The organism is Synergistaceae bacterium (genome assembly GCA_031272035.1).
Classification (GTDB): domain Bacteria; phylum Synergistota; class Synergistia; order Synergistales; family Aminobacteriaceae; genus JAISSA01.
Window position 1 is genome coordinate 1 of the sequence record JAISUO010000004.1, and the last position, 13,291, is coordinate 13,291.

General features: G+C 59.2%; 11 protein-coding genes. 6 read left to right on the forward strand and 5 right to left on the reverse strand.

Features of this window, described 5'->3' with window-relative positions; all coding sequences use genetic code 11:
• From LBR61_00370 to LBR61_00390, 5 genes are all read right to left on the reverse strand, one after another.
• On the reverse strand, nt 1-668 hold a 668-nt coding region (locus LBR61_00370; GenBank protein ID MDR1730526.1), incomplete at its 3' end, for an amidohydrolase family protein.
• A gap of 28 nt (nt 669-696) precedes the next feature.
• Nucleotides 697-2,100, reverse strand: a complete 1,404-nt coding sequence (locus LBR61_00375) for an AbgT family transporter (GenBank protein MDR1730527.1) — start codon at nt 2,098-2,100, stop codon at nt 697-699.
• Nucleotides 2,101-2,214: 114 nt separating this feature from the next.
• Complete coding sequence (locus tag LBR61_00380) at nt 2,215-3,453, reverse strand: M20 family metallopeptidase (protein MDR1730528.1); 1,239 nt, start codon at nt 3,451-3,453, stop codon at nt 2,215-2,217.
• 108 nt (nt 3,454-3,561) lie between these two features.
• Entirely contained in the window at nt 3,562-4,089 is a 528-nt protein-coding gene (locus LBR61_00385; GenBank protein ID MDR1730529.1) for a methylated-DNA--[protein]-cysteine S-methyltransferase, read from the reverse strand.
• 40 nt (nt 4,090-4,129) lie between these two features.
• On the reverse strand, nt 4,130-5,623 hold the full coding sequence (locus LBR61_00390) for a helix-turn-helix domain-containing protein (protein MDR1730530.1): 1,494 nt from the start codon (nt 5,621-5,623) through the stop codon (nt 4,130-4,132).
• Between the two features lie 210 nt (nt 5,624-5,833).
• On the opposite strand from LBR61_00390, the gene LBR61_00395 reads away from it, so the two are divergent.
• From LBR61_00395 to LBR61_00420, 6 genes are all read left to right on the forward strand, one after another.
• Entirely contained in the window at nt 5,834-6,829 is a 996-nt protein-coding gene (locus tag LBR61_00395) for a TRAP transporter substrate-binding protein (GenBank protein MDR1730531.1), read from the forward strand.
• Nucleotides 6,830-6,959: 130 nt separating this feature from the next.
• Nucleotides 6,960-7,487, forward strand: coding sequence for a TRAP transporter small permease (locus LBR61_00400; protein ID MDR1730532.1), 528 nt, complete (start codon nt 6,960-6,962; stop codon nt 7,485-7,487).
• On the forward strand, nt 7,484-8,776 hold the full coding sequence (locus LBR61_00405; GenBank protein ID MDR1730533.1) for a TRAP transporter large permease: 1,293 nt from the start codon (nt 7,484-7,486) through the stop codon (nt 8,774-8,776). The genes LBR61_00400 and LBR61_00405 overlap by 4 nt, the downstream gene beginning before the upstream one ends.
• A gap of 17 nt (nt 8,777-8,793) precedes the next feature.
• Nucleotides 8,794-10,218 carry a glucuronate isomerase gene (gene uxaC / locus LBR61_00410; GenBank protein ID MDR1730534.1) on the forward strand — a complete coding sequence of 475 codons (1,425 nt, stop codon included), beginning with the start codon at nt 8,794-8,796 and terminating at the stop codon, nt 10,216-10,218.
• A 20-nt stretch (nt 10,219-10,238) separates the two neighbouring features.
• The gene (locus LBR61_00415) at nt 10,239-11,543 is read left to right on the forward strand and encodes a hypothetical protein (protein MDR1730535.1); all 1,305 of its coding nucleotides are present in this window, start codon (nt 10,239-10,241) and stop codon (nt 11,541-11,543) included.
• Nucleotides 11,530-13,014 (forward strand): altronate dehydratase family protein, encoded by a 1,485-nt coding sequence (locus tag LBR61_00420; protein MDR1730536.1) that lies wholly within the window; start codon nt 11,530-11,532, stop codon nt 13,012-13,014. Before LBR61_00415 ends, LBR61_00420 begins: the two co-directional genes overlap by 14 nt.
• Nucleotides 13,015-13,291 lie beyond the last annotated feature (277 nt).

Here is a 13,291-nt window from a genome sequence, read left to right on the forward strand (position 1 = left end):
CCCAGATGCGACACCTCGACCCTCACTTTATTTTCCCTGGAGAGGCGAATGGCCTCCTTCACGGCGTCAATGCACCGATCGTCGTCGTAACGGATGTGAACGGTGACGATCCGGTCCCCAAACTCCGCGACGACGCCCGCCAGAGCGCTGATTTCCTCGAAGGAAGCGCCGGGAGCGTACTCCAGCCCCAGTGAAAGCCCCCTTGCGCCCTGCCGGAGCCCTTCGCGAAGAAGGCCGCGCATTTTGTCAATTTCTTCGGGGGTGGCCGCCGAGTACCTGTCGGCGCGTCCAACCTCCTCCCGCAGCCCGGCGCAGTTGCCCACCAGGTACGACAGATGCAGCCAGGGATGGGGGCGGGCGGCGGCGGCTTTTCCGAACAGCGGTCCGCTTCCGCAGTTGCCGGCGACAGCGGTGGTGACGCCCTGCCGGATCAGGCAATGCTGAACCGTGTCGGGGTCCGCGAAATTTTCGTCGTGCATGTGAAGGTCCACGAACCCCGGAACCACCCAGAGCCCCGCCGCGTCGAAGATGAAATCCGCTTCCACCTGCGCGTCGGCCGGCAGAATCGCCGCGACTCTGCCGTTTTTTATGGCGATTGAAGCCGGAGAAGGCCCTTCTTCCTTTTCCGTCATGCTGAAGAAGGCGCCTCCTCTGATCAGAATATCCATTGTAAATTCTGCGAAAACGGCCTGACGACTAGAAGGGCCCAAGTTCGATCACGGCCGCGACGTAGCACATGACGCAGCCGATAAGCGTCCAGATCACCATGAGGGGCCATACGAACTTGACCCACTTTTCGTAGGGCAGCTTGGCCATTGCGAGTACGCCCATCATCGACGCCGAGGTGGGGATAATGGAGTTGGAGAAGCCGTCGCCGTAGTGGAACGCCATTACCGCCGTCTGACGGGTGAGACCGATGAGGTCGGCCAAAGGCGTCATGATCGGCATCGTGGTCGCCGCCTGTCCGGAGCCGGAGGGGATGAAGAAGTTGATGACCGACTGCACCAGGAACATCGCTATGGCGGACAGTCCGCGGGGCACCGAGGCCACCAGCGCGGCCAGGGAATGGATGATGGTGTCGATGATGTGGCCGTTCTCCAAAGTGACGAGAATGGCGCGGGAAACCCCAACCGCCAGCGCGCCGAAGGCGATGTCGCCGCAGCCTCTGACAAAGGTTCGCGCCAGTTCGCTGGGGGCCACGCCTCCCACAAGCCCGCCGATGATTCCCATGGCCAGAAACACCGTCGCCAGCTCCATAATGTAGTAGTCCAGCTTCATCACGCCGTACAGCATGTAACCCAGGAACCCGACGATGATCACCAGCACAATGGCGTGCCGCGTGGTGAAAACGATGTTGTCCAGCGACCGCTCGTCGCCCTCCTGCTTCGCCAGCCCGTACACATAGCTTTTCGTAGGATCGGCCCTGACCTTTTTGGCATAGTGAAGGGTGTAGGCCACAGCGGAGATATAGAGCAAAATATGTCCGATGATTCTAAACTGCCAGCCGGAGAAGAGGGGCAGTTCCGCGATGGTCTGGGCGACGCCCACCGTAAAGGGGTTGGCGATTCCTCCCGAAAAACCTATGGCGGCCCCCATCTGAAGCATGGCCATGCCGACGATGTCGTCGTATCCCACGGCCCGGGCCAGCGCCACGCCAATGGGGACGAAGACCATCACCTCCTCCGACATTCCCATGGTGGCCCCCATAATGGAAAAGAGAAGCATGACCACAGGAATCATCAGGTTTTCCTTGCCTTTGACGGCCACAATGGCCCGGCTCAGACCAGCGTCGATGGCCCCCGTGGACTGGAGCATCATGAACACGCCGCCGCAGATAAAGATGAAGAAGGAGATTTCCGCGGCCTTCACCATCCCGGTGGGGACGGCGTTGAAGAGCTGGAAAGGCGTTACCGGCGTTCGCTCCACGCTGTGGAAGGACTCCGCGTTGACCAGCGTTCTTCCCGTGCGCTCGTCCTTCGCCCTGTCGTACACCCCGGGGGGAAGCACGTAGCTCCCTATTGCCGCCAGAAGAATAAACGTAAACAGTATGACGTAGGTATGCGGAACTTTAATTTTCTTCTTTACTGCAACTTCCGCCATTTGACACACACTTCCCTTCCATAAAGTTGTTTCTCAGAATTGTTTTTCGAGATGCCTGTGCTGTCTTTACGTTTTTTCTTTCATTGTTTTTTCTTTCAATGCGTTTATTACACTTTACGCTTTTTTCGCTCTTTCAAAACTTTCTTTTATCTGCTCCCGAAGGCGGGGGTCGATAAGGACCTTCAGACCGAGACGGGCCAGGAGTTTTGCGCCTTTTTCGATGCCGGGCTCCACCAGTCGCCGGTCGGAGGCCATGGCCGCAAATTCCCTCGTGTGCCCCGCAATCTCCTTCTCGCTGAAGGAAAGCCCCAGGTGCAGGGCGGGGCATCGCCAGCTGACGTTTCCCACGTCGGTGGAGCCTCCGGCGTAAGGTTCTCTGGAATACGGAATTTTCATCTCATCCAGCGTTTTCATCGTCAGCAGCTCCACTTCGGGGTTGGGCAGGATCTCGTAAAAGCCGACCTCGTGGCTTCTCCAGGTCACTTCCGTCCCCGTGCAGAGCGCCGCTCCACGGGCGCAGTCGTAGACCTTCTCCAGAATTTTTTCCAGATAGCTGCGGCTGGGAGAGCGGAAATAGAACCGCCCCTGAGCAAAGTCCGGCACCACGTTCGGGGCCTCTCCCCCCTTTGAAATGATTCCGTGAATTCGGGTCTCCGGCCGGACGTGCTGACGCAGCATATCCAGCGCGTGAAAAAACAGCTGCAGGCCGTTCAGAGCGTTGAGCCCCTCCCAGGGCGCGCTGGCGGCGTGAGAGGAGCGCCCTTTGAAATCGAACTCCAGAGGAGCCAGGGCCAGGGTCCGGTACAGGGGCTTCGTCAGTCCGGCCGCGGCGTGGGCCATCAGGGCGAAATCCACGTCGTCGAACGCCCCTTTTTCCGACATTTCGACCTTGGCACCGTTGGTTTCCTCCGCCGGCGTCCCCACCACGCGGACCTCCCAGGGCGAATCGCCGCTTTTTTCCAGCGCGTCGGCCAGCGCCATTCCCCCCAGCAGGGACATGACCCCGTTCAGGTTGTGTCCGCAGGCGTGGCCCACCTCCGGCAGAGCGTCATACTCGGCCATCAGGGTCGCCACCGGAGCCCGCTCTCCGGCCTTCACCCGCTTCCGTCGGGCGCAGAAGGCGGTTGGAAGGCCCATGTATGGAAACTCCACCTCCCAGCCCCGGGTTCTCAGGGCCTCCGTCAGCATGGCGCTCGTTCGAACTTCCTCCCCGCCCAGCTCCGGATGCGCGGCAATGTCCAGCGCCATTTCCGTAAATGTGCCCAAATCATCGGATACTGTTTTGTCAATTTGTTCGACGCGTGTTTTGTATTTTTCCAGATCTTCCATACAGTTTTTCATAGAATCTTCCATGCAGGCTCCCCCTTTTCGGGTACATAAAGATGTGGCTGCGTAAAAATGTATGGATAAGATACCATAAAACACTCCATTTTAGTATTTTTTAGTATTTTGAAATAAATTTCATAAAATGAACAGGCGGGACATATCGACGCCTTCCAGCTCAAGGAGTTTTCTCTTTACGGCGAGGCCTCCCGCGTAGCCCGTCAGGCTGCCGTTGGAGCCCACGACCCTGTGGCAGGGGATAATGATGGAAATCGGATTGTGACCGACGGCCCCGCCCACCGCCTGGGCGGACATGCTGCGTTTTCGCATTTTCTCGGCCATTTTTCCGGCGATGTGGCCATAGGTGGTCACCTCGCCATAGGGAATTTCACGCAAAATGCTCCATACCCCCTGACGAAACTCTCCGCCGATGGGAGCCAGAGGCAGTTCGGAAATCTCAGGCTTTTTTCCGGCAAAATAGCGGTCCAGCCATTTTTTCGCGTCGCTGAAAACCGGCAGGTCGTCTTTCATCGACGGGGTTCCCGGGATGGAATGTCCATAATACTTCTGTCCTTCCAGCCACAGGCCGACCAGGTGATCGCCGTCGCAGGCCAGAGTGAGCAAACCCGCCGGCGACGGCCAGGTTGTCGAGTAAAACGTTTTCATTTTTAATCCTCCTTCAAATCTCCCACAAATCTCCTGTTTTTTAAATTTTCTTTTTTTCCGGCTGCAGCGAGTTCCAGAGGCTGATCGTGGCATAGCTCCTCCAGGGCCGCCAGCGTTCGGCCAGTTCGAGCAGTTGTCCGGGCGAATTTGACTCCAGCGCCTTTTTCACGCCGGCGTCCGTTTCGAGAAAAATATCGGGCCACCCCATGACGCGCATGGCGATGTATCGGGCCGTCCAGTTTCCGATGCCGGGGATAGCCGTCAACTTTCGCGTTTCCGCCTCGACGTCGGAGCCGGGGCTCAAATCAATTTCTCCCCGCGCAAATAATCCCGCCAGGTCGCGGATGGCGCCCGCTCTTGCCGCAATGACGCCCAGCGGGCCGAGATGAGTTTCAATCGGGCCCTCCAGCGCAAGAACGGTCTCCGGCGCGGGGAAAATGTGGGTCAAACCCTCAATGCCCGTCCGGACGGGCGCGCCGTAAGCCTGAACCAGCCTCGCCGTCAGGGTCCCCGCCGCTTTAACCGTGATCTGCTGGCCCAAAATCGCCCGTACCGCCGTCTCGAAGGCGTCAAAACAGCCGGGCAGACGGATTCCCGGCGTCCAAAGGCCCGGACGGATTTCGTTCATGGACTTCAGCGTTTCGCAGATCGCGGCGGGGTCGCAGTAAAGGTCGAACAGGTGACGGACTCTGCCCAGCACCTGCGGAAGCACGGGCAGGAGGGTTTCGCTCACCGTGACGCTCAAATCGTTTTTTGCGTTTTTTGAAGGCGCGCGGCTCACTTTCAGCCAGCCGTAAACCGGTTTCCGGTTCGCGTTCAGCAGCTGTACGGTTCGCCTGTACTCTCCGCCGTTTACGTTCTCCACGCCCTTTATGGCGCGTGAGGCGAGGAAATTCAGCAGTTCTTCGAAGCGATAGGGCGGGCGGCAGCCCAGAGCGAGGGTGATGCCGTCGTTTTGTCTCTTCTCCTCCGGCAGGCCTTTTCTCAGCGTTCCGGGCGGCATACGGTAACGCTTTTTGAAAAGGTCGTTAAAACGTCTCAAACTGCCAAATCCGGCGGCCATCGCGATTTCAAGGATGGACAGATTTGTGTCCGTCAGCAGATTTTTTGCCAGCAGCAGCCTGCATGTCTGAAGATACTGCACCGGAGATACATGGAACTCCGCCGTGAACACGCGCCGCAGGTGACGGTCCGTACAGCCAAGCCGCCCGGCCAGTTCGTTCAGATTCATTTCGCTTCCGCAGTTTTCCTCCAGCAGCCTCGCGGCCCTGCGCGCCAGCAGGGCGACGGCGTCGGTCCTCGACGAGCCGGGGGCGAGTTCCGGCCGGCACAGCAGGCAGGGACGGTATCCGGCCTGTTCAGCCTCCGCCGCGGTACGGTAGAAAGCGCAGTTTTTTTCCTTTGGCCGTCTGGCCCGGCATACGGGACGGCAGTATATTCCCGTGGAAGATACTCCCACGAAAAAATGGCCGTCGAAACGGGCGTCCCTCGCTTTGAACGCCGCATAAAGAGCGGCGCTGTCGGTCGCCGGCATTTTTTTTCGTCACCTCCCGCCTGAATTTATCCTGATTATGAGAGCGCAGGGAGACAATATCAAGCCATTTTCGGACATGTATATCTATTTTGAAGTTCCGGACAGATTGCCCTGAATTCTCGGTTGCAATAAATTTGTATGTCACAGTAAAATAAAACAGGTGTCGTTCATTTTGTGGCTCTAAAAACTTTTTTAAGGAGGATGTTTGAGATGAGAAGGAAAAGCCTTGCGTATTTACTGCTTTTTGTCGTTTCAGGTTTTGCTCTGTGGGGCAATATGGCGGAGGCGGCGACTCGACTGGTCTACGCGGAGGTCAATCCGGCCGATTCTCTGATGGGGAAAACGGCGCAGGCTTTCAAGGAAAAAGTTGAGGAGCTCTCCAAAGGCGATGTCGTCATTGACATTCAGTTCAGCGGGGTTCTGGGCTCCGAGAACGACGTACTCGACACCATGCTCGGCGGAGGCGGCACGGTGGACATGTCCCGTATCGCCACCTACAGTCTCAACAGCTATGGCTCGAAGCTCATGTCCCTCCTGAGCGTGCCCTACACCTTCACGGGGCGGGAGCACTTCTGGAAGGTGGCGCGCAGCGACATCGGCGCGAAACTGCTGGCCGAAGCCACAGAGCTCAAACTCGGCGTAAAGGGGCTTTTTTACGTGGAGGAGGGGTTCCGGCATTTCTTCTTCAACCGTAAGATCGAAGGTCTCGCCGACGTGGCCGGAACGAAGCTCCGGGTGTCCAACGACCCGATCATGACCGGCATGGTCAAGGGCCTCAAGGCGTCCCCCACGGTGGTGTCGTTCACGGAGCTTTATTCTTCGCTTTCGTCGAAGGTGGTGGACGGCGCGGAACAGCCCATCGTCAACTACCGGAGCAACTCCTTCTTCGAGGTCGCGCCCTTTATGATTCTGGACGGGCACACGCTGGGATGCGGCGAGGTTCTGATCACGGACAGCGCCTGGGCAAAACTGACGGACGCCCAGAAGGGATTCATCGTGGAGGCCGGCAAACACGCCAGTGACTTCAACGCCAAACTTTCGGCTCAGATTGAGAACGAGTGCAAGGAAGATTTGAAGGCCAAAGGGGTCACGTTCGTCGAAGTGAAGGACCTGAAACCCTGGCAGGACGCCTGCAAGGACATTATCGTCCAGTTCTCCAAAGGCATGGAAAAAGAGTATCAGGCCATTCTCGACATGGCAAAATAGCCCGCGGGCCTGCGAGAGCCTCTGACAGACGGCGTGGAGCGGTGTGTTCCGCTCCGCGCCTTTTTTACAGGTAATAAAAGCAAATGACGAAAGCAAGTGACAAAGGCAAGTCACGAAAGGAGAAAACGCAGTGACGTCTCTCATTCAAAAAATCGACCGCGCGAAACCCTTTTTCGACGTCGCGCAGAAAATCGTCATGTTTCTCTGCAAGCTGCTGCTCATAGCCGACATCCTGATCACTTCGATGGCTGTGGCGGGGCGGTACGTCTCTTTCATTCCCGATCCGGCGTGGAGCGAGGAAATCGTGCTGACCTGCATGATCTACATGGCTGTCCTCAGCGCGGCGATGGCTCTCAGGCGCAACGCGCACATCCGCATGAGCGCGCTGGACAAATATCTGCCCGTAAGGCTGGTGCAGACGCTGGATGTGGCGGCCGACCTGGCCGTGATCGCGTTCGCCGTCATGATGCTCACGGTGGGATGGAAGTACTGCACCGGCCTGGGCAGCAAGGGCTTTTACACAAGCCTGCCCGCACTGTCGAAATTTTGGCTGTACTTTCCCATTCCCCTGGCCGGGGCCTGTATGCTAATCTTCGAGGCGGAGATTCTGTGCCGCCACATTGGGGCCTTTTTCATAAAGGAGGGGGACGGGAAATGAATCCTGAAAACATGGCTGTCCTGATTCTGCTGGGCACTTTTTTCCTCATGGTTCTGCTGCGCTTTCCCATCGCTTACGCGGTTGGCATTTCCTCCGCTCTGTGCCTGTTGTACATGGAAAAACCCGTCTCCGTCGTCTGTCAGCAGATGGTGAAGGGAGTCAATTCCTTCAGCCTGATGGCCGTTCCCTTCTTCATAACCATGGGGGTCCTCATGGGGTCGGGAGGCATTTCGGAAAAACTCATCGCCCTTGCGGATTCCCTCGTGGGCTGGATGCGCGGCGGCATGGCCATGGTGAACATCGTCGCCTCGTACTTCTTCGGGGGGATCTCCGGCTCGGCGGCGGCCGACACCGCGTCTTTGGGCTCCATTTTGATCCCTATGATGGTCGAACAGGGCTACGACGACGATTTTTCCACGGCGGTTACGATCACGTCCTCCTGTGAGGGGCTTTTGGTGCCGCCCAGCCACAACATGGTGATCTACGCCACCACGGCGGGGGGCATCTCGGTGGGCAGCCTGTTTCTTGCGGGCTACCTTCCAGGGGCGGTCCTGGCGATTTCGCTGATGATCGGGTCTTACATCATCTCGGTGAAACGCAATTATCCTAAAGGATCGAAATTCAATCTGAACACTTTTATAAAGCAGTTTTTCGCGTCCTTCTGGGCGCTGGCCGCGGTGGTTATCGTGGTTCTGGGCGTCGTGTTCGGGTGGTTCACCGCCACGGAGTCGGCGGCGATCGCCGTTATCTACAGCCTTTTTGTCAGCCTCTTCATCTATCGGGGTCTCGATCTGAAGGGCCTCTGGCGCGCTCTGGGGGACTGCGTGGAGACGCTCTCCATCGTGCTGATTCTGATCGCCACGTCCTGCGTCTTCGGCTACTGCCTCACCCTTCTGCACGTGCCGGAGCTGGCGGCGAAGGCGATTACCAGCGTCACGACGAATCGCGTTCTCCTGGCTTTGATGATCAACGGGATTCTGCTGTTGCTGGGCTGCATCATGGACATGGCCCCCATTATCCTGATCGCCACGCCGATTCTGCTTCCCCTGGCCACGTCGATCGGCATCCATCCCATTCAGTTCGGCATCATCATTGTGCTCAACTGCGGAATCGGCCTTCTGACGCCGCCGGTGGGGACCGTGCTGTTCATCGGCTCCGCCGTTTCCCACGTGCCGATGGAGCGGGTCGTCAAAGCGACGCTGCCCTTTTATTTCTGCATGATCATCGCGCTGCTTCTGGTCACGTTCATCCCGGAAATCAGCATGTTTTTACCCAATCTTTTGAGGTAAGGAGAACATCGTTTACTATGAAGCCATTTCTCGACGAAAATTTTCTGCTGCCCAACGGCGCGGCGGAGCGGCTCTATCATGAGTACGCGAAGGCGATGCCCATTTTCGACTATCACTCGCACCTGCCGATTGCGCAAATTCTCGAGGATACCCGTTTTGAGAACCTCACTCAGGTCTGGCTTTACGGCGACCATTACAAATGGCGGGCCATGCGGGCCTGCGGCGTTCCGGAGGAGCTGGTTTCGGGGATTCCGAAGGCGGCGGGGGATTGGGAGCGGTTCGAGGCCTGGGCGGAGGTCGTCCCGCAAACCGTCGGCAATCCGCTCTATCACTGGACTCACCTGGAATTACAGCGCTATTTCGGCGTTCGTGAGCTGCTTTCTCCGAAGAGCGCCCGAGCGATATACGACGCCTGCGCCGAAAAACTGGCGGCGCCGGAGTTTTCCGTGCGCTCGATCATCCGCCGCAGCAACGTGAAGGTCCTCTGCACCACGGACGACCCCACGGACGACCTGGCGATGCACCTCCGCCTCTCGAAGGAGGACTGGGGCACGGCCGTCCACCCCGCCTGGCGGCCGGACAGGGCGCTGAACCTCGCCGGAGACGCGAACGCCTTCAACGCCTGGACGGACAGCCTGGAAAAGGCCGCCGGGACGAAGATCGGAAGCTGGGACGAGTTTTTGTCCGCGCTCTGGTCGCGGCACCGCTTTTTCCACGACTGCGGCTGCCGTCTTTCGGACTACGGCATCGAACGGCCCTGGGCGGCGGAGTACGGGGCGAGGGAGATCGAAGACGCCTTCAAAAAACTGCGGGACGGCCGGACCCCGCTGGCCGGCGCGGAGCTGGAAAAATACCGTTCCGCTCTGCTCTTTGAGTTTTTGAAAATGGACGCCGAACAGGACTGGACCCAGCAGCTTCACTTCGGAGCGAAGCGCAGCAACAGCTCCATCGCCTTCAAACTGCGAGGTCCGGACACGGGTTACGACTCCATCGGCGAGTTTCCCATCGCCGACGCGCTGGTGGCCCTGCTGGACCGGCTGGAGAGCGCGGGAAAGCTGACTCGCACCATTCTCTACGTGGTGAATCCGAAGGACAACGAGATGATCGCCTCCGTCATCGGCTCCTTTATGGACGGGGCGACGCCGGGGAAAATGCAGTTCGGGACGGCCTGGTGGCACAACGACCACAAGGACGGCATAAACCGGCAGATGTCCGCCCTCGCCAGTATCGGGCTTCTTTCCCGTTTCGTGGGGATGCTCACCGACTCCCGCAGTTTCCTTTCCTACCCGAGGCACGAGTATTTCCGAAGGCTGCTCTGCGCCAGACTTGGAACGGAGATGGAGGCGGGGGAGCTGCCGGAGGACTACGATTTGCTGGGTAAAATCGTGCGGGATGTGTGTTACGACAACGCGGCCGCGTACTTCAAAATGCGGGGCGCGTGACGAGGGGGGCGGACAGGTCAGTGGATAAGGTCACAAAGGATAAAGTCACAAAGATCCTGCAATTTGGAGAGGGGAACTTTCTGCGCTGCTTTTTCGACTGGATGCTGCAAAAAATCACGGACGCGACGGAGAAGCGCTACGAGGCGATTCTGGTTCAGCCGATCAGAACCGGACTGGTTCGGGAACTGGCGGCGGCGGGAAGCTATCACGTTCTGCTGCGCGGTTACGAGGGCGACCGTTACGTCGAAACGCTGGATCGGGTGGACGTGATCGGCAGGGGCATCGACCCCTGGACGGAGAGCGGGCTGGAGGCGTATCTGGCGGCGGGGATGGAGGACATCGGGCTGGTGGTCTCGAACACCACGGAAGCGGGGATTTTTCACGATCCGGAGAAAAAAGAGCCCCACAATTTCCCCTCTCTGCTGGCTCTGCTCCTGAATCGCCGGGCGGAGGCGAAGCTGCCGCCGCTTTCCATCATGGCGATGGAGCTCAACGACCGCAGCGCCGACCTGCTGAAAAACTGCCTGAAACTCTACGGAACGTCGCTGGGTTACGGTTCTGTTTACGACAGCTATCTGGAAAGCTGCACGTTCTACAACACGCTGGTGGACCGCATCGTGCCGGGATACCCCGCCGACGCCAAAGAACGCGTCGAGGCCCGTATCGGACGGGCGGACCCGTATCTGACCAGCGGGGAACTGTTTCATCTTCTGGTGATCGAGGGAGACAGGAAAATTCTGGAGCTGCTCCCCTTCGACCGGGCCGGGCTCAACGTCATCGTCACCTCCGACCGGCTGGACTTTTATCACGACCGCAAGGTCCGCATCCTCAACGGCGCTCACACCTCTTCCGTCCCCGTGGCCCTGCTGGCGGGGGTGGAGAAGGTGGACGCCTTCGCCTCCCATCCCGAGCACGCGAAATGGCTGTCGGAGCTGATGCACGACGAAATCTGCCGAGCCATCGACGATTCCGCGGAAACCCACGCCTACGCCGACGAGGTGCTGACCCGCTTCAAAAATCCGGCGCTGGGGCACAGCTTCCGCTCCATCGCGCTGAACACCGTGGCCAAGGCGAACACGCGTATGCGTCCGACTCTGGTGGATTATTTCACAAAAGAAGGAAAATTGCCGCCTCGAATGACCGAGGCCATCGGCAAACTCTGCGAGCTCTACGGAGGGGGAGCGGTCGTGGCCCTTCCCGGGGGGGAGCTGGAGCTGAAAGATTTTTCGCAGATTCGGGGGACGTCCCCGGCGGACCGGATTGAAAGTTTCTTTCCGGCTCTGCCGGTGAAAATAAAGGAGGCGCTGCTGCATGAGCTTTTCTGAGACGAACGTTATTCGGCTGAACGCCGGGGACAATGTCCTCGTTCTCGTTCAGGGGGGGAAAAAGGGCGAGACGGTGAGTTCCGGCGGACAGCAGGTCACTCTCTCAGGGGACGTGCCGGGAGGGCACAAGGTGGCGTCCGCAGCCGTTCCGAAGGGCGGCCTGATCATCAAGTACGGCCATCCCATCGGCGTGGCGACCCGCGACATCGCGCCGGGGGACCACGTTCACGAACACAACGTCGCCACCCGGCTGGACCCCTCTCAGGAGCTTCCCGCCTGGCGGCCCCACCAGCCGCCCCGTCTCGACGCCGCTCCCATTCCGGGGACGTTTCCCGGCTATCGGAGGCCCAACGGCCGGCCCGGAGTCCGCAACGACCTCTGGCTGATTCCGCTGGTGGGCTGCGTCAACGGTGAGCTGCGCGCGGTGGTTCGGGAGTGGAAAAAACCCGACTGGATCGACGACGTGAAGGTGCTGGAGCATCCCTTCGGCTGCTCTCAGCTTGGAGGGGACCTTGCCATGACGGCGGACCTGCTGGCGGGGCTGGCTCAGCATCCCAACGCCGCGGGGGCGCTGCTGGTGGGGCTGGGATGCGAAAATCTTCAGGTTCCGCTGATGCTGGAGCGGACGGGGGAGAATCCCCGGATTCGCTCGCTGGTGCTCCAGACCGAAGGAGAGGAGAAAGTCGTCCCCCTGCTGGAGGAACTGGCCGACGCCGCTCCCCGGAAAAGAGAGCCTTTCCCGCTGTCGGAACTGTGCGTGGGAGTCAAGTGCGGAGGCAGCGACGGCTACAGCGGCCTGACCGCCAATCCCCTCGTGGGCTGCTTCTCCAACCGCCTGGCCGCGTCCGGCGGCACGGTGGTCGCCACGGAGATACCGGAGATGTTCGGCGCCGAGGACGTGGTCGCCGAGCGCATCGCGAGCCGGGAGGTTCACGAAGATTTCATCCGGCTGATACGGTGGTTCCGCGACTATTTTGTCCGCTACGGCCAGCCCATCTACGAAAACCCCGCGCCGGGCAACCGCAGGGGCGGCATCACGACCCTTGAGGAAAAATCTCTGGGCGCTGTGGAAAAGGCGGGAAACGCGCCGGTGACCCACGTGCTGAAGTACGGCCAGCCCATTCAGCCCGGCGGCGGAGTGCAGATCACCTTCGCGCCCGGCAACGACCTTGTCTCCTGCTCCGCCCTGACGGCCAGCGGCGCTCAGATTCTCCTGTTCACAACGGGTCGGGGGACGCCATTCGGAAGCGTCGTCCCCTGCGTGAAAATCTCCACCAACAGCCCGCTGGCCGAGAAGCATCCGAACTGGATCGACTTCGACGCGGGAACGCTTTTGAGCGGGCAGACCTGGGAGGCCGCGACGGATCGCCTGGCGGACCTCGTTCTGCGCGTGGCGGGAGGGGAGCGCGTCGCCCACGAGAAGAAGCTCTCCGGCGAAATCACGATTTTCCGCGACGGCGTGACGGTATAACCAGTGTCGTGTCCTGCGCACAGCCTTTGGACGGGTTGTGCGCATATTTTTTTGTTGGAGAAAAACGGAGGCTGGTGTTGATGATGCGTCGCGTGATATAATTCATTAAATTCTCAGAATTTATCAGCAACAAAGGGGGTTATGTTATGCCATTTCTGCTCTGTCAAGCGTCAGGGAAAATGTCCGCCTAAAAGACGATAAGTCACCAGCGAAAATGTCCGCTTAGGGTTTGAAACAGCCGGTGCTGAACGAAAAATAACGCCGGCTGTTTCAGGCT

Bases quoted from the DNA above. Each gene is read 5' to 3' on its own strand.
- LBR61_00375 (MDR1730527.1), bottom strand. From the start codon at position 2,100: ATGGCGGAAGTTGCAGTAAAGAAGAAAATTAAAGTTCCGCATACCTAC.
- LBR61_00380 (MDR1730528.1), bottom strand. From the start codon at position 3,453: ATGGAAGATTCTATGAAAAACTGTATGGAAGATCTGGAAAAATACAAA.
- LBR61_00385 (MDR1730529.1), bottom strand. From the start codon at position 4,089: ATGAAAACGTTTTACTCGACAACCTGGCCGTCGCCGGCGGGTTTGCTC.
- LBR61_00390 (MDR1730530.1), bottom strand. From the start codon at position 5,623: ATGCCGGCGACCGACAGCGCCGCTCTTTATGCGGCGTTCAAAGCGAGG.
- LBR61_00395 (MDR1730531.1), top strand. From the start codon at position 5,834: ATGAGAAGGAAAAGCCTTGCGTATTTACTGCTTTTTGTCGTTTCAGGT.
- LBR61_00405 (MDR1730533.1), top strand. From the start codon at position 7,484: ATGAATCCTGAAAACATGGCTGTCCTGATTCTGCTGGGCACTTTTTTC.
- uxaC (MDR1730534.1), top strand. From the start codon at position 8,794: ATGAAGCCATTTCTCGACGAAAATTTTCTGCTGCCCAACGGCGCGGCG.
- LBR61_00420 (MDR1730536.1), top strand. From the start codon at position 11,530: ATGAGCTTTTCTGAGACGAACGTTATTCGGCTGAACGCCGGGGACAAT.